Here is a 21,655-nt window from a genome sequence, read left to right as displayed (position 1 = left end):
GCCTTACTCCAAAGGCAGGGCGTCCAAATCGAGCGGCGCCTCGACGCGGCAGGTGTAGTCCCCCGCGGTGTCGTCGATGTCGATCAGCACATGGCTGCGGTCGAGCAGCTTGCCGCGAACAGCCGCGTCGGCGATGCGGTCGACCACTTCGCGCTGGATCAAACGCTTTAGCGGACGAGCACCGTACACCGGGTCGAAGCCGTCGATCGAGAGATGTTCGAGCGCCGCGGGCGTCACGTCGAGCGACACGTGGCGGTCGGCCAAGCGACGACGCACGTCTTCGAGCTGGAGCTTCACGATAGGCTCCATCGATTCGATCGACAGCGGCTTGAACGTGATGATGTCGTCGATACGGTTCAGGAACTCGGGCTTGAACGTCGCGCGCAGCGAATCCTGAATCCTGTTCGTGAACTCGGCGAGCTTCTTCGACGCAGTGGCCACGTCGGCCTTCATCATGCCTTCCATCATCTCGCCCATCGACTCGTTTTCCTTCGCGAAGTCGCGAATCTCTTGGCTGGCGATGTTGCTCGTCATGATGATGATGGCGTTCTTGAAACTGACCACACGCCCCTGGCCGTCCGTCAGGCGACCGTCGTCGAGCACCTGCAGAAGCACGTTGAACACATCCGGGTGCGCCTTCTCGATTTCGTCGAGCAGCACGACCGAGTAGGGCTTGCGGCGCACGGCCTCGGTGAGCTGGCCACCCTCGTCGTAGCCCACGTATCCCGGAGGGGCACCGATCAGGCGCTGGACGCTGAACTTCTCCATGTACTCGGACATGTCGATGCGCACCATGGCCTTCTCGGAATCGAACAGGTACTCGGCAAGCGCCTTGGCGAGCTCGGTCTTGCCCACGCCCGTGGGGCCTAAGAACATGAAGCTGCCCACCGGACGGTTCGGGTCGGAAAGCCCCGCGCGGTTGCGGCGAATGGCGCCCGCCACCGCATGCACGGCTTCGTCCTGACCGACGACGCGCTCATGCAGCTTGTCTTCCAAGTCGGCGAGCTTCTCCATCTCGCCCTGCATCATCTTCTGGACCGGGATGCCCGTCCACGCGGACACCACCTCGGCGATCTCGTCTTCGGAGACCTCCTCCTTCAAGATCGCGCCGTCCTTCTGCTTGCCGACAAGCGTCTCCTCCGCCGTCTTCAAGCGCTGCTGCAGCTCGGGAATGGTGGAATAGCGCAGCTCAGAAGCGCGTGAAAGGTCGCCCTCGCGCGTGACGCGCTCCTCTTCGGCCTGGGCGCTTTCCAGGTCGGCCTTGAGCGTCTGCACGTTCTCGATGACGTCTTTCTCGTTGCGCCATTCGGCCTTGCGACGGTCGAGGTCCTCTTGCGCGTTCGCGATGTCGCGACGCAGCGCCTCCAAGCGCTCCTTCGAGGCCTCGTCGCTCTCCTTCATGAGCGCCTGCTCTTCGATCTGCATCTGGGTGAGCTTGCGTTCGGCCATGTCGACCTCTTCGGGCATCGAGTCGATCTCGATGCGCAAACGGCTCGCCGCCTCGTCCATCAGGTCAATCGCCTTATCGGGGAGGAAGCGGTCGGAGATGTAGCGGTCGGAAAGCTCCGCGGCGGCGACGATGGCACCGTCGGTGATGCGCACGCCATGGTGAATCTCGTACTTTTCCTTCAAGCCGCGCAGGATGGCGATGGTGTCCTCCACCGTCGGCTCGCCGATCGTGACCGGCTGGAAACGACGGGCAAGCGCCTTGTCCTTCTCAACGTACTTGCGGTACTCGTCAAGCGTCGTCGCACCGATGGCGTGAAGCTCGCCGCGCGCGAGCGCAGGCTTGAGCATGTTGCCCGCATCGAGCGTGCTGTCGCCCGAGGAGCCGGCGCCCACGATGGTGTGCAGCTCGTCGATGAACAGGATGACCTTGCCCTCAGACTGCTTCACCTCGCGCAGCACCGCCTTCAAGCGGTCCTCGAACTCGCCGCGGTACTTAGCACCCGCCATCATCGCGCCCAAGTCGAGCGACACGATGTCGCGGTCCTTCAGGCTGGAAGGCACATCACCTGCGACGATGCGCTGAGCGAGCCCCTCGACGATGGCCGTCTTGCCCGTGCCCGGCTCGCCGATGAGCACCGGGTTGTTCTTGGTGCGGCGGGAAAGCACCTGGATGGTGCGGCGGATTTCCTCAGAGCGGCCGATCACCGGGTCGAGCTTGCCCTCGCGCGCCTGCTGGGTGAGGTTCTGGCCGTACTGTTCCAAGGCCTCGAACTGGGCTTTCTCCTGCTGATCGGTCACGCGCGTGTCTCCGCGGAGCTCCTCGTAGGCCGCTTCGATGTTCTTGCGCGTAATGCCCGCGCTGTTCAGGATGCGCCCGGCCGCGCCCTTGTCCTCCGAAAGCGCGATGAGCAGGTGCTCGCTTGTGGCGTAGCTGTCGCCGAGCTTCTCGGCCGCTTTCACCGCGTTGTCGATCGTCTTCATGAGGTCGTTGCCCGGCATCGGCATGGGCATGCCGCCCTGCGACTTCGGGCCGCGCTCGACCTCTTCGTTCACGTTGCGCCCGAGCTGCACCGGATCGGCGCCGATGCGCTTGATGATTGCCGCGAGGTTGTTCTCGTCGGCATCGAGCAATGCCTTCAGCAGGTGAATCGGCTGGATGACCGCCGATTCGGCATCGCTCGCCACACCCATGGAGTTCTGGAACGCCTCCTGGGCGGTGATTGCAAGTTTGTCTAACCTCATAATCTAAGCCTCCTTCACAAGGAGATGGTTTGCCATTTAAGAGAGGCGCCGTAAGACGATGGCGCCCGGGGTGACGCCGCCGACGTCGTTTTGCACGAGCGAGTTCACGCTCTCGCGCGTCTCGAGCTCATGCACGCGGTCGGCCAAGCGGCGCACGCGCTTGTGCAGGTCATCGATTTCCTCGTCGCGGGCGTCCAGGCGACCTTGCAGATCGAGGATGCGCGTCACACCCGCGAGGTTGATGCCCTCGTTGGTGAGCTCGTTGATGAGCCCGAGTCGCTCGATGTCGGCCTGCGAGTACATGCGGGTGTTGCCGCTCGTTCTCTGCGGCGTGACGAGGCCTTTCTGCTCGTACGCGCGCAGCGTCTGAGGATGCACTCCCGCAAGCTCCGCTGCCACGCTGATCATGTACAGGGGTCTGTTGCGGTCGTTCATTACCATGTCCTCACGTCCTCGGTCGTTGCTGCCTGGAATTCCTCCAGGGCCCTACGTTGTCCTTCGTTCAAATGCTCGGGGACCTTAACGATTACCCTGATCTTCAGGTCGCCCGAACCCTGTCCCTTCACTCGCGGCGCGCCCTTGCCGCGAACCGTGAGCTTCGTGTCGCTCTGCGTTCCGGCGGGAACCTTCACGCGCACCTTCGTGCCGTCCGGCGCAGGGATGACGACGCTTGCTCCGAGCGCCGCTTCCGCCACGGTGACCGGCACGTCGACGAGCACGTCGGCGCCGTCGCGCGAGAAGTAGGGATGGGGCTCGATCTTGGTGGTGATGAGCAGGTCTCCCGCCTCGCCGCCGCTCGTGCCCAAGCCGCCCTTGCCGCGAAAACGAAGCCTGCCGCCGTCAACGGCGCCCGCGGGAACCTTCACCGTGAAGGTTTCGGGGGCATCCTTGCCGGGGATGCGAACGGTCACGCGCTTCTCGGTGCCGCCGAATGCCTCGTCAAACGTCACGTTCAAGGTGACGTTCATGTCCTTGCCCTTCTGGGGGCGCGGACCACGGTGTCCACCGCCGCCGAAGTTGCCGAAATCCCATTCCGTACCGAAGGCGCCCTCGCCGCGGCGGATACTTTCCAGGATGTCGGCCCAGCTGCCGGCGCCGCCCATGCCGCCGAAGATGTCCTCGACGTTCACGCCTTGGCCGCCGCCCCAGCCGCGCGGAATCTGATTCTCGTTCGCCGTGCCGTACTGGTCGTAGAGCTTGCGCTTCTTGTCGTCGGAGAGCACTTCGTAGGCTTCGTTGAGCTCCTTGAACTTGGCCTCGTCGCCGCCCGCGTCGGGATGGTGCTTGCGCGCGAGCTTGCGAAACGCCTTCTTTATCTCATCGGTGGACGCCGTGCGCGGAACGCCCAGCGTTTTGTAGTAATCCGGAGTTGCCGGCATACACGACCACCTGCCTTTCTCACTTGAAAAACGAGGGCGGACTCACGCGCCCGCCCCCATGAATTACTCTTCGGTTTCGTCCTCTTCGGGCTTGGGTCGCTTCGGACCGCCGGTGGTTACCGTAACCATAGCGGGCCTGATGACCTTCGCCCCAAGGCGGTACCCTTTTTGGTACACCTCATGGACCGTCTCGTCGAACGCCTCCGTGTCGGGAACGGTCGCGACCGCCTGAGCCTCCAACGCATCGAACGCCTCACCAGCCGGGTCGATCACTTCCACACCGTCCTTCTCGAGCACGCCGACGAACTTGGAGTGCACCGCGCGGACGCCTCCGAGCAGCTCGCCCTCGCCGTTCTTCTCAGCGTAGTCAATCGTGCGCTCGAAATCGTCGATCACGGGAAGCAGGCTCGTGACCAGCTTCTCCGCGGCGCGGACCTTCTCAGCTTCGCGCTGCTCGTTCGTGCGCCTGCGGTAGGTGTCCCACTCGGCGTGAAGGCGCATGAACTTGTCTTTCCACTCGGCAGCCTCGGCCTTCGCGGCGGCAAGCTCGGCGGCAGCCTTCTCGGCTTCGGCCTTCGCGTCATCGGCAGGCTTCTCGCCCTCGGCGTCCTCAGCGTCCTCGGCGGGCTTTTCCGCCTCTTCGGGCTCGCCTTCGAGCACTTCCGCCTCTAGCGCTTCGGCGGCAGCGCCCTCCGCAGCCAACTTCGCATCGGCCGCGGTGGCGCTATCGTTGGCGCAGGTTGGGGAGGAGGAGGGAGCCTCTGCGCCCGTGTTGGCATCATCGATGGGAATACTCACGGCGTCGTCCTTTCCAGATTTCGCCATAGCGATTACTTGCCTTCTTTCTTGTCGTCGTCGACGACTTCGTAGTCAGCTTCGATCGTGTCGTCGTCGGCAGGAGCCGCGCCGCCCTGGGCACCGGCCGCTGCAGCCGCCGCAGCCGCGGGATCGCCGCCGTTCTGCGAGTACACGACCTCGGCGAGTTTGTAGCCGGCCTGCTGGAGCTTCTCCACCGCGGCCTTGATGGCCTCGATGTCGGTGCCCTCAAGCGCGCTCTTCGCCTCGGCGATAGCGGACTCGGCAGCGGCCTTCGCGTCGGCCGGAGCCTTATCGCCCAGCTCGTCGAGGGTCTGCTGCGTCGCGTTCACCAGAGAGTCGGCGTTGTTGCGCGTCTCGATCTCTTCCTTGCGCTGAGCGTCCTCGGCGGCATGCGTCTCGGCGTCCTTCACCATGCGGTCGACTTCGTCGTCGGAAAGCGCGGTGGAGCCGGAAATGGTGATCTGCTGCTGCTTGCCCGTGCCCAGGTCCTTAGCGGAAACGTTCACGATGCCGTTCGCGTCGATGTCGAAGGTGACTTCGATTTGCGGAACGCCGCGACGAGCAGCCGGGATGCCAGAGAGCTGGAAGCGGCCGAGCGTCTTGTTGTCGTTCGCCATTTGGCGCTCGCCCTGCAGGACGTGGATTTCCACAGACGTCTGGTTGTCGGCGGCGGTGGAGTAGACCTCAGTCTTGCGGGTCGGGATGGTGGTGTTGCGGTCGATCATCTTGGTCATGATGCCGCCCATGGTCTCAACACCCAGGGACAGCGGGGTCACGTCGAGAAGCAGGATGCCCTCGACGTCGCCGGCGAGCACGCCGCCCTGAACAGCCGCGCCCATAGCAACGACCTCGTCGGGGTTCACCGACATATTCGGCTGCTTGCCCGTCATGGTCTTCACGAGTTCCTGAACGGCCGGCATACGGGTGGAGCCACCGACGAGGATGACCTCGTCGATGTCGCCCTGGGACATGCTTGCGTCGCGAAGCGCCTGTTCAACAGGCTTGCGGCAGCGGTCGAGCAAATCCTTGGTGATGCGCTCGAACTCCGCGCGGGTAAGCGTGTAGTCAAGGTGCTTCGGGCCGGAGGCGTCCGCCGTGATGAAGGGCAGGTTGACGTTTGCCTGCGTGGTGGAGGAGAGCTCCATCTTCGCCTTCTCGGCAGCTTCCTTCAAACGCTGCAGGGCCATCTTGTCCTTGCGCAGGTCGATGCCGCCGTTGTCAGCTGCGAACTTGTCGGCCAGCCAATCGATGACGCGATGATCCCAGTCGTCGCCGCCGAGCTGGTTGTCGCCAGCGGTTGCAGCAACCTCGAAGACGCCGTCGCCGAGCTCCAAGATAGAGACGTCGAAGGTGCCGCCGCCGAGGTCGAACACGAGGATCTTCTCGTCCTTGTTGGTCTTATCGAGACCGTAGGCCAAAGCAGCTGCCGTCGGCTCGTTGATGATACGGAGCACTTCGAGGCCGGCGATCTTGCCAGCGTCCTTCGTCGCCTGGCGCTGCGCATCGTTGAAGTACGCGGGCACGGTGATGACGGCCTGGGTGATGGGGCTGCCGACCTGCTTTTCTGCGTCGGTCTTCAGCTTCTGGAGCACCATTGCCGAGATTTCCTCGGGGGTGTAGGTCTTGCCCTCGATGTCGATGACCGTGCGGCCGTCCTTGCCCGCCTCAACCTTGTAGCTCACCTTGGCCTGCTCAGCCTTCGTCTCGTTGAAGGAGCGGCCGATGAAACGCTTGACGGAAGAAACCGTGTTCTCCGGGTTGGTGACTGCCTGGTTCTTCGCGGCCTTGCCGACGACGCGCTCGCCGTCCTTGCGGAAGCCCTCGACCGACGGGGTGGTGCGATCGCCTTCGGCGTTCACGAGGATCTCAGGCTCGCTGCCTTCCATGACTGCCATTGCCGAGTTCGTGGTGCCCAAGTCAATACCGAGAATCTTAGACATTATGTTTCCTCTCCTTTGTAGAGATAGTTACCGTGGTTTCGAGAGGAAGGCTTTCAGAAGAGCTGCTCCGAGTTTTCGCAGCCGTCCTATCGACCTACCCGTTCGATAATGCATACTATAAAATCTAAGTGCGATACTGTCAAGTTTGCTTCTAAATTTCGCTGAGGTTTTTTGCCAAAGTAATGCTCAAACGATTGACCTGCGCAAACGCAAATTCTGGCATGCAGGAATTATGAAGATGACGCATATGAAATCTAAGTCGGGAAGGCTCAAGGTGGCTGGATTGCCTCGCAAAGATGCATTGAGGAGCCGTGAGGTTGACCGGAATCGCAAGCCATGGGGTCGTGCAGCAGCCGAAGCGAGCAACCATGCGAAAGCACGCGCCCCAAACCGCCCGGAAACGCCAAGGAATCGCAAGCTCAACCGAGAAGCCGCAGATTCCACTAAGAGGCAGGATTGAGTCAAGCGCAAAATCAATCGTCCAAACGCTCGAAAACGAAAAAGTGGTCACGAATCCGCGTTATGCGCACTCGAACGTGCGTTGGCAAGAGCTTACAGGCGAAACAGCCTTTCGTTTTGCCACAACTAATATTGATTTGTGGACTAACTCGTACGAGATAACCTTAGACCCCGCGGTGGGCCCTAGGATGAATGCGCATAACGCGGATTCGTTACCACTTTTTGAGGTTTTGCAATTTCAACCAGCTCAAACCCGTCGAAAGCAGCTAATCAGAAGTGGAGGTCAAGCAAATCCCTGCGAAGTCGATAGCGCTTATCCGCCATAGCTTTACCCCGATACCGCATTCTCTTTCCTATACGCCGCCCGATGATTTTCGCGACCTCGTCGAATCGAGCCGCATTCATAACCTGGTCAGCGCTCACCGTCACCACTTCGATCCCCATATGGAGAAGCGCATTGCGGCGGGCTGCGTCGGCGGCGATCTTATCGGGATTCGAGTGGAATTGTTTGCTGTCGTACTCCACGGCAAGCCTCGCTTCGGGCCAGTAAAGATCGGGCTTGAAATAGCTGTTTCGCGTCACGTCGCGAATGGAAGAGCCCACGTCGATACGCTTGTTGAGGACGGGAGGGGGGAACTCGTATCCCCCGAATTCGCTCGGGAAGCACAACAGGACAACGAGAGCCGACTCCATCGGCGAGGCGGACCCGGGCAAAACGTACTTCGCAGTTGCCCCGAGCGCAGCAGACCCTCTCACGCGCCTGAGCGAAGCGGGCAGCGTTCGAAGCGACTCTGGGGACACGAGGGGCAGGGCCTCGCGAAGCCCGTCCGCCTCCTCGCGATACGATCCGCACAACTCGAATGCGGCACGTGCTACTCGAGGGCGCAAAAGACGCGAAGCGAGCTGGGCGAGGCAAAGTCGCGGGGATGCAACGTATATGCCATGACCAGCGACGATAAGCTCGCTGCGAAGTATTGCAGCCGAGCACACATGGTTGACGACGTTCTCGTTTCGCAAACGCATCGCCGCGTCGGGAACCATGATGCGCACTGGGCTCGACAGAAACGCGAAGCCACGTTGAGTCAACTCGCCGATTTCGGATGAACAGGGGCGATACGTATCCCTCGCCTTTGCCGACGCCAGGCCGACCGGCGCCTTTCGGCACAGGTCAATCGGACCCTCGAAACGGCGCCAGTATTCGAATGCGGATATGTCGGCGAGAATAACTCCCATGGAAAAGCAGGCTAGCACCTGATTCTTTCGAGATGCACTGTCGTTTGTCCCTGCTCGCGCGCAAGTTATTCGGCGGCAATGCGCCCAATATGTCACTGGAATCTGTCATTTTCCCCTTGCGAAGCCGAATGAAAATCGGCAAAAACCTGGCAGCCATTCAACACAGATTCCGAAAGCACCCAAAGCCTAAAACCGCCCGTCGAAGCAACGCCCCGAAAACTTGAGTCTTGGCAGGTCGGGGGCCTGAATGCAGATGATTCGATGCTGCGGGATTCCTGCGTTGAGCGAGGCTGTCAGAATTTGATAAGTCAAATCGTCGGTCGACATCGAGCTCACACGCCGCAAACCGCCTGGCGCCGAACATGTTTACCGTAGGCCGCCTTGAACAATAGCTTGCTCATAGTTGACCAGGTAGCGACCCACCTCGTCGATGGCGGAGACACGGACGCCGCACTCATGGGCTGACCTTAGGAAATCGCGCTCCACGTCGGCGTAAGAAAGCGTGCCCTTCGCCTCCAAACGCACCGAAAAGTGAAAACCGCCGTCGAGTCCCGTAAAGGCCAAGCTGCCGCTCGCGCAATCCGTCTTCAGCTTTTCGACCACCGCATCCTGCGTTCGCTTCGCGTGGGTGCGCAAACGGTTGACGTGGCGCTCGTAGTGCCCCTTCTCGATGAATCGCGCGAGGGCGAGTTGCTCGAGCGGGCTAACCGTATTCGAGTAAAATCCCAGGTTGAGCTCGAATTGTGCAGCGAGATCCTCGGGGAGGACCATGTAGGCAATGCGGAAGGCAGCGCCAAGGCTTTTCGTGAACGAGTTCAGGTAGATGACGCGCCCCGCCACATCGACGCTCGCAAGCGGCGCAATCGGGCGCCCCGACATGCGGAACTCCGCGTCGTAGTCGTCCTCGACGATGAAGCGGCCACAGTGCTCGCCGCCCTTCGCCCCGGCAAACGCAGCCTCATCCGCTCGCGACCAGTTGAGCAGGTCGCGTCGATGAGCCGCGGACATGACGACCCCCGTCGGGAATTGGTGCGCGGGCATCACGTGCGCCACACTCGCACCGCTCCCCCGCAATGCAGCGACATCGATGCCGCCCGCCGCAAGCGGGATGCTCGCGCAGTGCACGCCCTGGGCCTCATACATGCGCTCGAGCAGCGGATATCCCGGGGATTCTGTCGCGAAGCCCCGATCGCGCCCGAGCAGCTGGATTATCAGCTGATAGAGCGTCTGCGACCCCGCGGCGACGACGATGCGCTCGGCGGGCACGTCCATGCCGCGATATTCGCGCAGGTAGGCGGCGATTGCCTGGCGCAGACGCGGGGAGCCGGCACCGAGGGCGGCCTCCGCGAGCGTTGCCGAGGACTCCTCCGTGAGCGTCCGGCGCATCACGCGCGCCCACGTTTGATAGGGGAAGAACGTCGTCGCCGCCGACGCCGTGGCCGCCGACGCCGACGACAAGGCGGGAGTCGTCAGGTTGCCCTCGGGGGCGCCGGCGCGCCCCGCATCCCCGCGCAATCGCGCCCCTTCGCGCCGCCCTCCGCGCGCAACGGGGGAAAGCTCGCACGCAAAGTAGCCCCTGCGCTCCTCCGCGCGCACATAGCCTTCTGCGATGAGCTGGGCGTAGGCAGCCTCGACCGTGATCACGCTCACGCCGAGGTTGCGCGCGAGAGCCCGCTTGGAGGGAAGCTTCTCGTCGGGCAAGATGTTCCCATGGGCGATATCGTGGCGGATGCGCCGATAAAGGTAGTCGTAACGGCTCGCGTTCCCTCGCTCACTCATGTCGTAAGACAGCATTTCTCGCTCTCGCCTCAATCTGGTCTTATTTATTACTCGCAATTTGACCATGTTAACAGGTTCAAGCCCGACGTATGATTCCAAACTATTACATACCGACAGAAGGAGTAGGAAATGACCGAATCGCAAACCGCAGCAGAGCGCGTCGCGCTGAATCGCCAGCTCGCGCAGATGCTCAAGGGCGGCGTCATCATGGACGTCACCACGCCTGAGCAGGCGCACATCGCCGAAGAGGCCGGAGCCTGCGCCGTTATGGCGCTCGAGCGCATCCCCGCCGACATCCGCGCGGCGGGCGGCGTGTCCCGCATGAGCGACCCGAAGATGATCAAGGGGATCCAGAAGGCGGTGTCCATTCCCGTCATGGCGAAGTGCCGCATCGGGCATTTCGTCGAGGCGCAGGTGCTGCAGGCCATCGACATCGACTACATCGATGAATCCGAAGTGCTCTCCCCCGCCGACGACACCTACCACATCGACAAAACCCAGTTCAACGTGCCATTTGTGTGCGGCGCGCGCGACTTGGGCGAGGCGCTGCGCCGCATCGCCGAGGGCGCCACGATGATCCGCACGAAGGGCGAGCCGGGCACGGGCGACGTCGTTCAGGCCGTGCGCCACATGCGCATGATGAACGCCGAGATCCGCCGCATCCAGAACCTGCGCGCAGACGAGCTGTTCGAGGCGGCCAAACAGCTGCAGGTGCCCGTCGACCTCGTGAAGTACGTGCACGAAAACGGCAAGCTGCCCGTCGTGAACTTCGCCGCCGGCGGCGTGGCGACCCCTGCAGACGCCGCGCTCATGATGCAGCTCGGCGCCGAGGGCGTGTTCGTGGGATCGGGCATCTTCAAGTCAGGCAACCCCGCCAAGCGCGCGCAGGCCATCGTGAAGGCCGTGGCGAACTACACCGACGCCAAGCTCATCGCCGAGTTGTCCGAGGATCTTGGCGAAGCGATGGTCGGCATCAACGAGAACGAGATCGCCCTGCTCATGGCCGAGCGCGGCAAATAGGCGCCTGCGCGAACGCCGATATCGCCTGAAAGGTTTGCATATGGGAAAGAAAGTAGCCGTCCTGGCTGTTCAAGGGGCGTTTATCGAGCATGAGCGGGCGCTTTCGAAGCTGGGATGCGAATGCGTGGAACTGCGGCAAGGGCCCGACGTCCGCCAGTCTTTCGACGCGCTTGTATTGCCAGGAGGCGAGAGCACGGTGCAGGCGAAGCTCCTGCGCGAGCTTGGCATGATCGACGAGCTGCACCGCCGCATTGCGGACGGCATGCCCGTCATGGGCACCTGCGCGGGGCTCATCCTGCTCGCGCAAACTGTCGAGGAGGGCATTCCTGCCGCGGGCGACCCTGCAGCGGAAGTGGTCGGAGGAGACGTCGCGCCAGGCGCTTTCGGGACGCTGCCCGTAACTGTGCGACGAAACGCCTACGGGCGTCAGCTGGGCAGCTTCCACACAGAAGCACCGTTTTCGGGCATCGAGGGCGACGTTCCCATGACGTTTATCCGCGCGCCCTACATCGCCGAAGTCCACGAGGGCGCAACCCCGCTCGCCACGGTCGACGGACGCATTGTCGCCGTGAGGGCTGAAAACCAGATCGGTGTAGCCTTCCACCCCGAACTCGACGATGACCTGAGGATTCACGAGCTGTTCGTGAGCATCATCGAGTAGGAGGGACGTCCCGCAAACAGAAAGGCCGGCTGCCCGATGGACAGCCGGCCTTTTCTCGCTTTGTCTGCGAGGTTTATTCCTCGACAACCTCGGGGATAGCGCCCATCGGGCACTCCTCGACGCAATCGCCGCATGCGATGCAGTTGTCCTCGTTCACGGGAGCCGCAACGCCGTTGACGACCTCGAGAACCTCCTGCGGGCAGGCGTCAACGCAAATGCCGCAGCCGATGCACTCATCTGCATCAATAACCGGGTGAGCCATGTCAAACTCCTTCTCGTCTCATTCAGATGAAAGCGAATCCCGGCGCCCTCTCGCGGCTGACCACCGCACGCTCGGGAAACTACTGCCCGAAAAGATACCATTGCAGCCGTTAAATGCAAGGGAAATCGAGCGTTTTTCAGGGTGCGGCGCGAATTGATGCCAAGACGTCAAAATGTCTCGGGCAAAATCGGACACGTCTCGCGGCGCGTCCGATGATTATTCCCCATTATGGGGCGAACTGCTCCATCCCGCTTGAGGATCGCCGGAGGACGGGTTCGCTTGTGGGGCTCGCCAAAGGAGCTCGGCAGCGGAGGCTCGCCGACAAGAGTCCGCAGGGGGGTTCGCCAGAAAGAGCCCGCCGACAAGGGCCCGGCCCGCTAGCGAAGGCTAGCAAGCAAGGCACTACGGGGGTCGCCGATAAAAGACTGACGGAAAGAGCCTGCCAGCAAGGGCCTACTAGCAGATGCGCGGGAGCTGCTCGCCCACCAGCATGTCGAGAATGCGCTTGCCGCCGAAAGCCGTGCGCAGGTACACCTTCGGCCCGCGCTCGGGCTGCATCTCGCCCACTTCGCCGATGATCGCCGCATCGGCTCCGTACTTGTTCGCGCGCATGGCCCGAAGCGCGGCATCCGCCTCGTCAGCGGGGACAACGCAAACCATCTTGCCCTCGTTCGCCACCTGGAGCACGTCGTAGCCGAGCATCTCACATGCGCCGTGCACCGCGTCTTTCACGGGCACGGAGTCCTCCTCGATGGTGATGTCTACCTGTGCCTGATCGGCGAACTCGTTGAGCGTCGACGCCAAACCGCCGCGCGTCGGGTCGCGGAAGCAGCGCGTGTTCGGCGCGGCAGCAAGAACACCGGCGATCAGGTGGTTCAGCGGCGCGGCGTCGCTTTGCAGGTCGGCCGAGAAGCTCAAGCCCTCGCGGCAGCTCATGATGGTGATGCCGTGATCGCCCAATGTGCCGCTGACGAGCACCTTGTCGCCCGGCTTGCACTGCTCGCCGCCCAGGTTCACCCCTTCGGGCACCGCACCCACGCCCGCGGTGTTGATGAACGCACCGTCACCGTGACCGCGGTTCACCACTTTCGTGTCGCCCGTGACCAAGCGCACTCCCGCCTCGCGCGCCGTTTCCGCCATCGTGGAGCAAATGCGCTTCAAGTCAGCCATGGGATAACCCTCTTCAAGGATAAAACCGCAGCTCAGATACAGCGGGCGCGCACCTGAGGTGGCAACATCGTTCACCGTGCCGCAAATCGCGAGCCGCCCGATGTCGCCGCCGGGGAAGAACTGGGGGGTCACGACGAAGCTGTCGGTTGAGAACGCCAACCGCTCGCCAGGCTTAGGCGCCGGCAGCACTGCCGCGTCGTTGCCCTGTAAAAGCTCGTCGTTGCCGTACGCCTCGTAGAACACCTCGTCGATGATGCGCTTCATCATCGATCCGCCGCTGCCGTGCCCGAGCATCACTTTCTCGTCCATGAGGACTCCCTTGTCTTCGTCGCCCGCGTCGCGCTTGTCGAGCACGGGGAAATCGTCTATTTGCCCCATCATACGCCAGAACGCAGGACGAGAGCACGACCCGCCGACGCGTTGGCAGGTAAACAACAGGAGCGGGAGAAGGGTCGGCCCGATGAAAGTGCGTTGTCTGCAATTCGGCCGCTCTGGCAGCAATGGGAAGACAGCGCGCCGAAGCCCTATTCGCCTACGCGCGCTCGATGCGCACGCGGGTGAGGCCTCCGTGGCGCGCCGTCGCGCCGCTCGCCCGCTCCCATTCAGGCGGGATGATCTCGTTGTTATTGCCTCCGCGCGGGATGCCCCGCCCGAAATCGCATGCCGCCACCTGGCCATACGCCCAATGGCCCTGCCCATAGCACTTCACGACCACGCCCGGGCGCGTCCCGTCCCACGCCTTCGCGCGCACGACGATCGAGCCCTCGGGCGACAATATGCGCACCTCATCGCCCGAGCGAAGGCCAAGGCGCTCCATGTCACTCGGGTGGATCTTCACGACGTCAGCCCCCGGCTCATCCCCGGGATCGAGCCTCTTCAGCTTGTGGTAGAGCGGAGCGTTCGCCGATCGGCCTTCCAAGTTGACAATCGAGCGATGCTGGGAGAACACGAAGGGGAATTCGCACTCGTCCCCCTTGCGAACAGGCGGTTCGTAATGCGGCACAAGGCTCTTGCGCCCCCGCGCCTCATACCCAAGCGCCACCGCAACCTCTTCAGGAGCAACCCCGAAACGCCGAGCGTGTTCTTCGAACGCGCGGCAAAGCGCACCGCTCTCGAACTCGAATCGCCCCGTCGGCGTGGAAAGAGGCGAAGGGACCTCGCCCTCTTGGCGGCCGAACGCGGGGGCAGTCTCCCAAAAGCCCTTCGCGAGGAAGTCCCGCCAGGCGTCATCCGGGGCATCCAACTCGTCAGAGTCCCACATCCGAGAGGTCATCATCTTGAGCGCGCTTTCCGCAAGTTCCTCCCCCGATGCCGGGGAAACGCCTGAACACGAGTCTGCGCACTCGCGTTGAAAGTAGTCGAGCACTGCAGGAAAGCCGCGGTCGGCAAGCTTTTCGGCCAATGCGAAGGCGAGGCCCGCCTCGTCGTTGCGCGACTCGCCCAAAGCCTTCACGCACGGCTGCTCGAGCACAACCGACGAGCGCTTGTTCTGGCGGCAGCGCGCGAACCCCCACGTCTCGAAAAGATGGTGGCATGCTGGCAGCACGATGTCCGCATACTGGGACATCTCCGAGATATGGGTCGTCACGTGCACGAGGAACGGGAGCTTTTCGAGCGCGCGCTCCCACCGCTTGGCTCCCGCGCACGAAAACGGGAAGTTGCACCAGTAGGCGACGAGCGTGTCGACGCGACCGCCCTCGATGGCCTCGGGGATTAGGTTCGTGACCGGGGCGCGATGCGCGCAGCCCGCCTTGGCGCACAGGAAGTCAGCCCGCTGGGGAACATCAACGCGAGGCAGCGAGCATGCGCGGCGCGCAATCTCGTCGCGGTACGGCTCGGTGCTGGGGAGTTTTTCGATGGGAAGCGAGGGGAAGACGAGCACGCCGCCTTCCGCCCCGACAGACCCGACGAGGCCGTTGAGCGCATAGCAAGCCATCCCCGAGTAGAGGCCGCGAGCCGACATGGCGACACCGGGAGAAATCCACGACACCGCATGCTGGCCAGCCCCCGCGAACATGCGCGCCATCTGCACGATAGCGGACGCGGGAACTCCCGTCTCCGCTTCGGCCCACTCGGGCGTCTTGTCGAAAAGCTCCTCGTTCCACCACGCGCAAACACCGTGCGTGAACCGTTCCTGGAATGAGCCCTCGTCAACCCCGCCTTTGAGCTGGGCCGCCTCGGCGAAGAGGTTCTCTGCGCCCTCGAAATCGCCGACATAGTCGCGGTTCCAAAGCCCCTCGGCGAGAATCACGCGGGCAATCGCGGACGCAAGGGCACCGTCGGTTCCGGGAGCAACGGGGACCCAGCAACCTGCGTCGGAGCGCGTCTCCTTCTCGACGAGCTCGGCCGTCATCGAGCGGCGAGGGTCGACGACGTAAACCGCCGCACCGCGACGCAGCGCCTCGGGAAGGGCGCGCCTGGCGTGCGCCTTCTGGCGGTTCGAGGCGATAGGGTCGGCACCCCACAGGATGGCGCACTCCAGATGCTCCCAATCGTAATCATGGTAGTCGTATGCCCCATCCATCACGCCGGTCGCCAGCTTCTCAGCATCGGCGCAGATGGAATCATGGTTGAAGCTGTTCGGCGTGCCGTAAATCTCGGGGAGGACGCGCGTCAGCACCTCGTTGATGCCGGTCGAGCGCCCCTTCGCAAGCGCAAATCGCTCCGGATGCCCCGCGCGACGCAAGGTCATCATCCTATCGGCAAGCTCATCGAGGGCCTCGTCCCACGTCACGGGCTCGAACCGGGGATCCACCCCGCGGCCCTTTCGGGGATTGCGGCGGCGCAACGGCGTCGACACGCGGTCGGGGTCGTATTCCTGCTCGAGCGTGATCGCGAGGGCTGGGCACGCGCTGCCGCCCGTCGCCGCGCTCGCCGCGTTGCCGCGAACCCTCACCGCGCGGCCGCCTTCCACCGTGACAAGCACGGGGCAGTTCGACAGGCACCCCTGGCACGCCGACGGGATCACTCGGTCCATGGGCGCACCTCGATCGCTGCGCAGCCGTCGAACGCGTCGGGCGCGATGTAGTCGAGCGCGCAAGCCGAGCGAACCGCCCGCAAGCTCGCGCACCCCGCGAATACCTCGGATTCAAGCGAGCGCACCCCCGCAGGCAGCGTTACCTCCTCAAGCGAGGCGCAGTCTTTGAAGCATCGCTCGCCGATCCAGTTCACGGTTGACGGGAGGTCGATCGACCGAAGATCGCCGCATTTGCGGAACGCCTCGTTCTCGATCACCTCAAGCCCTTCGGGCAAGACGGCCTCCTCTAAATGGAAGCAACGAAGAAACACCTGCTCAGAGATGGTCTTCACCTTCTTTGGAAGGCTGATCTCCCGCAGTTCGCGACATCCACGGAACGCGGCGGGGCCGAGCACCTCAAGCGAGCCTGGAAGCGAGACGCGCCGCAAATGCACGCATGAGCCGAACGCTTGGCTCGCCACCTCCATGACGCCCTCGGGCAGCAAGACCTCGCGCACGGAACCGTTGTTCGCGAACGCACGATGAGCAATAACCGTCACGCCTTCCGGCACGACGACGCTTTCCCCATCGCCTGAATAATGCGTCAATGTCAGTTCGAATGATTCCATGCGGCCATCTTACCCGAAAAGCCACGCACCTAGCGATGCACGATGAAGCGCTTGCGCAGCTGCGTGGCGATGATTTCCAACGTGACTGACACGGCAAGGCAGAGATAGATGATGAGCCCCATCTCGTGCCAGTTGAACATGTAGTTCGCAACGATGTAGAGATAGTAACCGATGCCGCCCGAGCCCGCGATGGCGCCGACGGTGACCGCTCCGACGAAGTTGTTCTCGAATCGGATGAACACCCACGACAGTATCTCGTTGAGCTTGTCGGGGAACACGCCGCGCGCAACCTGCTGCCACCACGTCGCGCCCGTCGCCTTGAGGGCCTCAAGGGAGCCCCGGTCGACCTCCTCGAACGCCTCGGAGAACGCCTTCGTCAGGAAGGAAACGGTGTGGAACATCATGCCGATCACGGCGGCCTCGGAGCCAAGCCCGATGGCAACGGTGAACACGAGCACCCAAATAATCGTAGGAACCGAACGGATGACGGCCATCACGGTCTTGATGATGTTGCTCAAAAGCTTGTTCGATAGGTTGCTCGCCGCAAAGAGCGACAGCACGAGCGCAATGAGCGCACCGCCCGCCGTCGCCAGCACCGCGATGCAGAGGGTGACGGCAAGCCCCTCGAACATGTCGGCCCAGGTGTAGTTCGAAAGGTAAGGGGAGAGGAACATGAGCTTGAAGTACTCGACCAGATCGGACGCCGCCTGCATCGTGTCTGCAGAGCCGTAGCCCATGTTCACCATCGTGTAGGTCGTCGCGACGGCGAGGAAGGCGACAAGCACGGCGAGCACGGTGCCCGAGGTCGTGCGAACGCGCACCTTGATCTTCCCGCGCGAGGCGCGCATCTCGCCTGAATGGCCGTCGGGCGCGCCGATGCGGCGACGCACGTAGTTGGAAACCGCCTCGACGACGATCACCGCCACGGCGATGCAGATGATGACGAGCCCGGCCGTGGGATATTTGAACGTACGGTAATACCAGTTGAACACGAACCCGATTCCCGTGCCCGTGAGCATGCCGACGAGCGTCGCGTCTCGGAAGTTCGTCTCGATCATATAGAGAACCCAGCTCACCACCTGCGTCAGGCTTAACGGGAAGACACCGTGCACGATGATCTGGAGTTTTGACGCCCCCGTTGCCTTGAGCGCCTCGATCGATCCCGCATCCGCCTCATCGATCGTCTCGATGAAGGCGCGCGTCAGGAAACCGAGGCTCTTGAAGAACAGCGCCAGAAAACCGGTGAATTCCGCCTGTTTGAAAGAGAAGAGCAGTATGAAGCCCCATGCGACGGTCGGGATGTTGCGCAGCACCGTCGCAAACGCGCGGATGACCATCTGAACAGGGCCGCCGACCCCCGATACACGCGAGGCGATGACGGCCAGGACAAACGCGATGATAGCGGCAAGCGTGCCTGCGGCGATGGCGTCTAAGATGGTCATGGCGAGCGCGGAAGTGATCTTCCCCATCTGGTCGAACGCCTTGGCGTTCGGCATGAACTGCTCGATGAACCACACGAAGCCGCCAGGGAAGTCCTTGGCCGCATCGAGGAAGCTGAAATCGATGTGGCCACCCGCGACGAAGGTCACCGCGAGGAAGGCGACGAGAATGCCCGCATAGGACGCGTGTCGTTTCGGGAAGAACAGCGGGTCGGGCGACGCCTTCCCCTCGTCTGCGAGCGGTTCACCAGCCGGCTGGCAACTGGCGCATCCGCGCTTCTTGAGAAGAGCCATCAGCAGCACTCCGCAGTCGAGCTCGAGGGATCCTCCTCGCCATAGACCGACGCGATGATGCTTGGGGTCAAATCATCCGGGGCCCCGTCGAAAACGAGCTTGCCGTCCGACACCGCGATGATGCGATCGGAGAACTCGAGCGCGTATTCCACCTGATGAAGGCTTACCAAGCAGGCGATTCCCCGCTCGTCTGCGGCCCAGCGCAGATGCTCCATCACCGTTCTCGACGATTTCGGGTCGAGGCTTGCGATGGGCTCGTCGGCCAAGATGAGCAGCGGGTCCTGCACCAACGCGCGGGCGATGCCGACACGCTGCTTCTGCCCGCCTGAAAGCTGGTCGGCGCGCATGTACGCGCAGCACCCGAGCCCCACGCGCTCGAGGGCGTCGAATGCAGCGCGCTTTTCCTCTTCCGTGAATATGCTGAGAGCGCCCGTGAGGGAATTCTTGTAACCAAGACGGCCCTGAAGAACGTTCTCGATTGCCGTCGACCGATAGACCAGGTTGTACCCCTGAAACACCATCGCCATGCGGCGGCGAATCTCGCGCAGCGCGCGGCCGCGCGCCGACGTCGTTTCCCGACCATCGAACACGACGGAGCCGGAAGTCGGGTCGATCAGGCGGTTGATGCAGCGCAAAAGCGTGGACTTGCCCGCCCCCGAGCTGCCGATAAGGGAGACGAACTCCCCGCGATTCAAGGAGAAGGAGACGTCTTCGAGTGCCTTCAAGGAACCATCGTAGCTTTTCGTCAGCCCCTCGACCTGGAGCAATGTCTCAGTCGCACCCATCGGCGCCTCCTTTCCCTTTCAGTCATGCCACCCAGTATGCGGCATGGAGCGCTATTCCTCGCCGATGAGCTTGCGGAAGTCGTCGTAATAGGAGTCGTCGGCAGGGGTGAAGGTGACCTTGCCCGTGGTCTGCTTCCACTTGGTCACGGTGTCCTTGTCCTTCGGGTCCTTGAACAGCTCCTTGTTGCCGGAGACCGCGTCGGAGCACATGTAGTCGACGACCTTCTTGTTCATGTCCTCGGGAACGTAATCGGTGTTCACGACGAAGGGAACGGCCGGAACGGGCAGGGACGACACGCAGCGCAGCTTCACACCTGCGTACTTGTCGAGCGGGGCCTCAAGGCCGGATTTGATCTCGTAGACCGCGCCGAGCTCGCCGTTTTCGCCCTCGATGACGTTGTAGTTGTTCGCGGCGCCGGTGTCATCGCACGCGCAGAAGTCGGCGTCGCCGGTGAGCACGTTGTAGATGGAGTTCACATGGCTGCCGCCGAAGAGCACCGTGTTGAAGAACTTGCCCGACTCGCCGAGCTCCTCGGAGTCGGAGATGCCGAACTCGGTCGCGAGCGCGATCGAGGGAATGACGTAGCCCGAAGTCGAGGAAAGCTCGACCCAGGACATGTTCTTGCCCTTCATGGCGTCCTGCGAAAGCTCGTAGGAGTCGCCCTTTTTGTACTTGTCAGCGTTCTCGTCGAGCACGAGAATCTGGGAATGGTAGGAAACCTGGTTCAGCTTGCCTTCCCCGTCGGAGAGGACCCAGGCCACCTCGACTGCAGGGTTTTTCTTGTGGAGCTCGACGTACTCCTTGGCACCGAGCGAGGCGTAGTGGGCCTTGCCCGAGTTCACGGCCTCGATGCACACGTTGTAGTCGGTGGTGGTCATAGGCTCGCACGGCACGCCCGCGCCCTCGGCCATCGCTTCGGCGATGAGGTCACGCATGTTCTCGTACTTGCCCTCCGACGCGCCCGGCTCCCACGCGAACACGAGCTTTTCGGGGGCTTCGACCTTCTTGTCGTCGGTCTTGGCTTCAGTCTTGGAATCGTTCGAGGAGCACCCTGCCAAACCGGCCATAGCGCCCATCGCAGCAACGGTTCCCGCCGCGACGAACTGGCGGCGATTGAGGTTGAGTTCCATTTTCGTCCTTCCTTACTTTCCCTAAAGATGCAGCGCGGGTGCACATCAACTGCGCACCCGCATTGTTAACGCTTATTCTACTACATTTATTGAAAGTAATAGACTAAATCTAATGCTATGTATTGTCTTTTATCTGCGCGAAACAATGCATAACGAGCTCTTTGCAGGCGACCGCCTGCAGGCTGCCTATCAGCAGCTCGAAGAAGAGGACTCGTCGCCGTCCCCGCAGCAGCTCTCGCCCTGCTCAGCACGATTCTCCGCGTCCTTTTTGCGCTTGCCAGCGAAGAACCCAGCAAGGTTCTCGGGCAGCTCGTAGGGCTTGTCGGCACCAGGCTCGGCCGTGCGGCCTTGGAGCACGACTTCCATGATGCCGCGCACGAGCAAATCCGTCGGCGGCACCTCGTAGTACGTGCCGTTGAACGGGAACAGGCGGCACTTGACATCGTAGTTGGCGATGTCGCTGCAGCAGTCGCAGTCGTTCTCCTCGATAGAGGGGCAGATGTCGACGTTGTTCACGCGAACGGTCGGCGAGCTATAGAAGCTATACTGCTCGGCGAGCCATTCGCTATCGACGTTTACCGAGTTCAGCGTGATGTCGTAGCCGCATGCAGCAAGCACCGGGCGGCACAGCTCGACCGCGCGCTCGACGCGCTTGTCAGCACCCTGGCAGCGCTCGCACACCGTAAGATCGAGGTACAAAAAGTCGACGACAACTGTTTTCTTGCGCCCGGCGTAGGCATCGTCGGAGCAGCTGTAAGACGCATCCGAGCTATAGGGCGGAAGCGTCGCCGACTCCGCGGCGGGCACGGGCGAGGGCTGCCACTGATCGAACGCGACGATCGCGCGCTCGGTGGGCTGGCCGCACGAGCACTCGTCAGCCGACGCCTTGCCCTTTCTGGCGCGCTTCGCCGCCTGAGCGAGTTTTCCCAGCTTCTGCTTCTTTTCCTTCTTGGACATGAATCCCCCTTCGTGGATGAAGCGATTTCTCAGTTTGCCCCATCATACGCC

17 protein-coding genes are annotated in these 21,655 nt (G+C 62.6%); 2 read left to right on the top strand and 15 right to left on the bottom strand.

All coding sequences use genetic code 11. The features are described 5' to 3' along the window. Positions 1-3 precede the first annotated feature (3 nt). The 7 genes from clpB to Q0I65_RS02410 all read right to left on the bottom strand — a co-directional run bounded on the left by clpB (position 4) and on the right by Q0I65_RS02410 (position 10,300). Positions 4-2,691: an ATP-dependent chaperone ClpB gene (clpB, locus tag Q0I65_RS02440; RefSeq protein WP_296059381.1), complete on the bottom strand. Its 2,688-nt coding sequence runs from the start codon at positions 2,689-2,691 to the stop codon at positions 4-6. Between the two features lie 36 nt (positions 2,692-2,727). Then, positions 2,728-3,126 carry a helix-turn-helix transcriptional regulator gene (locus Q0I65_RS02435; protein WP_296059378.1) on the bottom strand — a complete coding sequence of 133 codons (399 nt, stop codon included), beginning with the start codon at positions 3,124-3,126 and terminating at the stop codon, positions 2,728-2,730. After that, on the bottom strand, positions 3,126-4,070 hold the full coding sequence (locus Q0I65_RS02430; protein WP_296059376.1) for a DnaJ C-terminal domain-containing protein: 945 nt from the start codon (positions 4,068-4,070) through the stop codon (positions 3,126-3,128). Before Q0I65_RS02430 ends, Q0I65_RS02435 begins: the two co-directional genes overlap by 1 nt. Before the next feature lie 63 nt (positions 4,071-4,133). Next, a complete protein-coding gene (locus Q0I65_RS02425) occupies positions 4,134-4,895 on the bottom strand; it encodes a nucleotide exchange factor GrpE (protein WP_296059373.1) in 762 nt (253 codons plus the stop codon). A 5-nt stretch (positions 4,896-4,900) separates the two neighbouring features. Continuing rightward, a complete protein-coding gene (dnaK, locus tag Q0I65_RS02420; protein WP_296059370.1) occupies positions 4,901-6,829 on the bottom strand; it encodes a molecular chaperone DnaK in 1,929 nt (642 codons plus the stop codon). A 729-nt stretch (positions 6,830-7,558) separates the two neighbouring features. After that, positions 7,559-8,539 (bottom strand): hypothetical protein, encoded by a 981-nt coding sequence (locus Q0I65_RS02415; protein ID WP_296059365.1) that lies wholly within the window; start codon positions 8,537-8,539, stop codon positions 7,559-7,561. 348 nt (positions 8,540-8,887) lie between these two features. Next, positions 8,888-10,300, bottom strand: a complete 1,413-nt coding sequence (locus Q0I65_RS02410; RefSeq protein ID WP_296059362.1) for a PLP-dependent aminotransferase family protein — start codon at positions 10,298-10,300, stop codon at positions 8,888-8,890. Positions 10,301-10,429: 129 nt separating this feature from the next. On the opposite strand from Q0I65_RS02410, the gene pdxS reads away from it, so the two are divergent. Both pdxS and pdxT read left to right on the top strand, forming a co-directional pair. Further along, positions 10,430-11,320 (top strand): pyridoxal 5'-phosphate synthase lyase subunit PdxS, encoded by an 891-nt coding sequence (pdxS, locus tag Q0I65_RS02405; protein WP_296059360.1) that lies wholly within the window; start codon positions 10,430-10,432, stop codon positions 11,318-11,320. A gap of 40 nt (positions 11,321-11,360) precedes the next feature. Beyond that, positions 11,361-11,981 (top strand): pyridoxal 5'-phosphate synthase glutaminase subunit PdxT, encoded by a 621-nt coding sequence (gene pdxT, locus Q0I65_RS02400; RefSeq protein WP_296059357.1) that lies wholly within the window; start codon positions 11,361-11,363, stop codon positions 11,979-11,981. A 73-nt stretch (positions 11,982-12,054) separates the two neighbouring features. Here pdxT and Q0I65_RS02395 read toward each other — a convergent pair whose 3' ends face one another. From Q0I65_RS02395 to Q0I65_RS02360, 8 genes are all read right to left on the bottom strand, one after another. Beyond that, on the bottom strand, positions 12,055-12,243 hold the full coding sequence (locus tag Q0I65_RS02395) for a 4Fe-4S binding protein (protein ID WP_158049141.1): 189 nt from the start codon (positions 12,241-12,243) through the stop codon (positions 12,055-12,057). Positions 12,244-12,699: 456 nt separating this feature from the next. Beyond that, entirely contained in the window at positions 12,700-13,722 is a 1,023-nt protein-coding gene (hypE, locus tag Q0I65_RS02390) for a hydrogenase expression/formation protein HypE (RefSeq protein WP_366513205.1), read from the bottom strand. 223 nt (positions 13,723-13,945) lie between these two features. Continuing rightward, positions 13,946-16,390 carry a molybdopterin-dependent oxidoreductase gene (locus Q0I65_RS02385; protein ID WP_296059352.1) on the bottom strand — a complete coding sequence of 815 codons (2,445 nt, stop codon included), beginning with the start codon at positions 16,388-16,390 and terminating at the stop codon, positions 13,946-13,948. Further along, complete coding sequence (locus Q0I65_RS02380) at positions 16,378-16,998, bottom strand: leucine-rich repeat domain-containing protein (RefSeq protein WP_296059350.1); 621 nt, start codon at positions 16,996-16,998, stop codon at positions 16,378-16,380. The genes Q0I65_RS02385 and Q0I65_RS02380 overlap by 13 nt, the downstream gene beginning before the upstream one ends. 29 nt (positions 16,999-17,027) lie before the next feature. Then, positions 17,028-18,731 (bottom strand): ABC transporter permease subunit, encoded by a 1,704-nt coding sequence (locus Q0I65_RS02375; protein ID WP_296059347.1) that lies wholly within the window; start codon positions 18,729-18,731, stop codon positions 17,028-17,030. After that, positions 18,731-19,516, bottom strand: coding sequence for a phosphonate ABC transporter ATP-binding protein (gene phnC, locus Q0I65_RS02370; protein WP_296059345.1), 786 nt, complete (start codon positions 19,514-19,516; stop codon positions 18,731-18,733). Before phnC ends, Q0I65_RS02375 begins: the two co-directional genes overlap by 1 nt. A 51-nt stretch (positions 19,517-19,567) precedes the next feature. Continuing rightward, the gene (locus Q0I65_RS02365) at positions 19,568-20,647 is read right to left on the bottom strand and encodes a PhnD/SsuA/transferrin family substrate-binding protein (protein ID WP_296059342.1); all 1,080 of its coding nucleotides are present in this window, start codon (positions 20,645-20,647) and stop codon (positions 19,568-19,570) included. Between the two features lie 189 nt (positions 20,648-20,836). Next, entirely contained in the window at positions 20,837-21,604 is a 768-nt protein-coding gene (locus Q0I65_RS02360) for a DUF2703 domain-containing protein (RefSeq protein WP_296059339.1), read from the bottom strand. Positions 21,605-21,655: the final 51 nt, after the last annotated feature.

The organism is uncultured Ellagibacter sp. (assembly GCF_934643285.1).
In the GTDB taxonomy this organism is placed as follows: domain Bacteria; phylum Actinomycetota; class Coriobacteriia; order Coriobacteriales; family Eggerthellaceae; genus Ellagibacter.
This window is presented reverse-complemented; position numbering and strand designations above follow the sequence as displayed.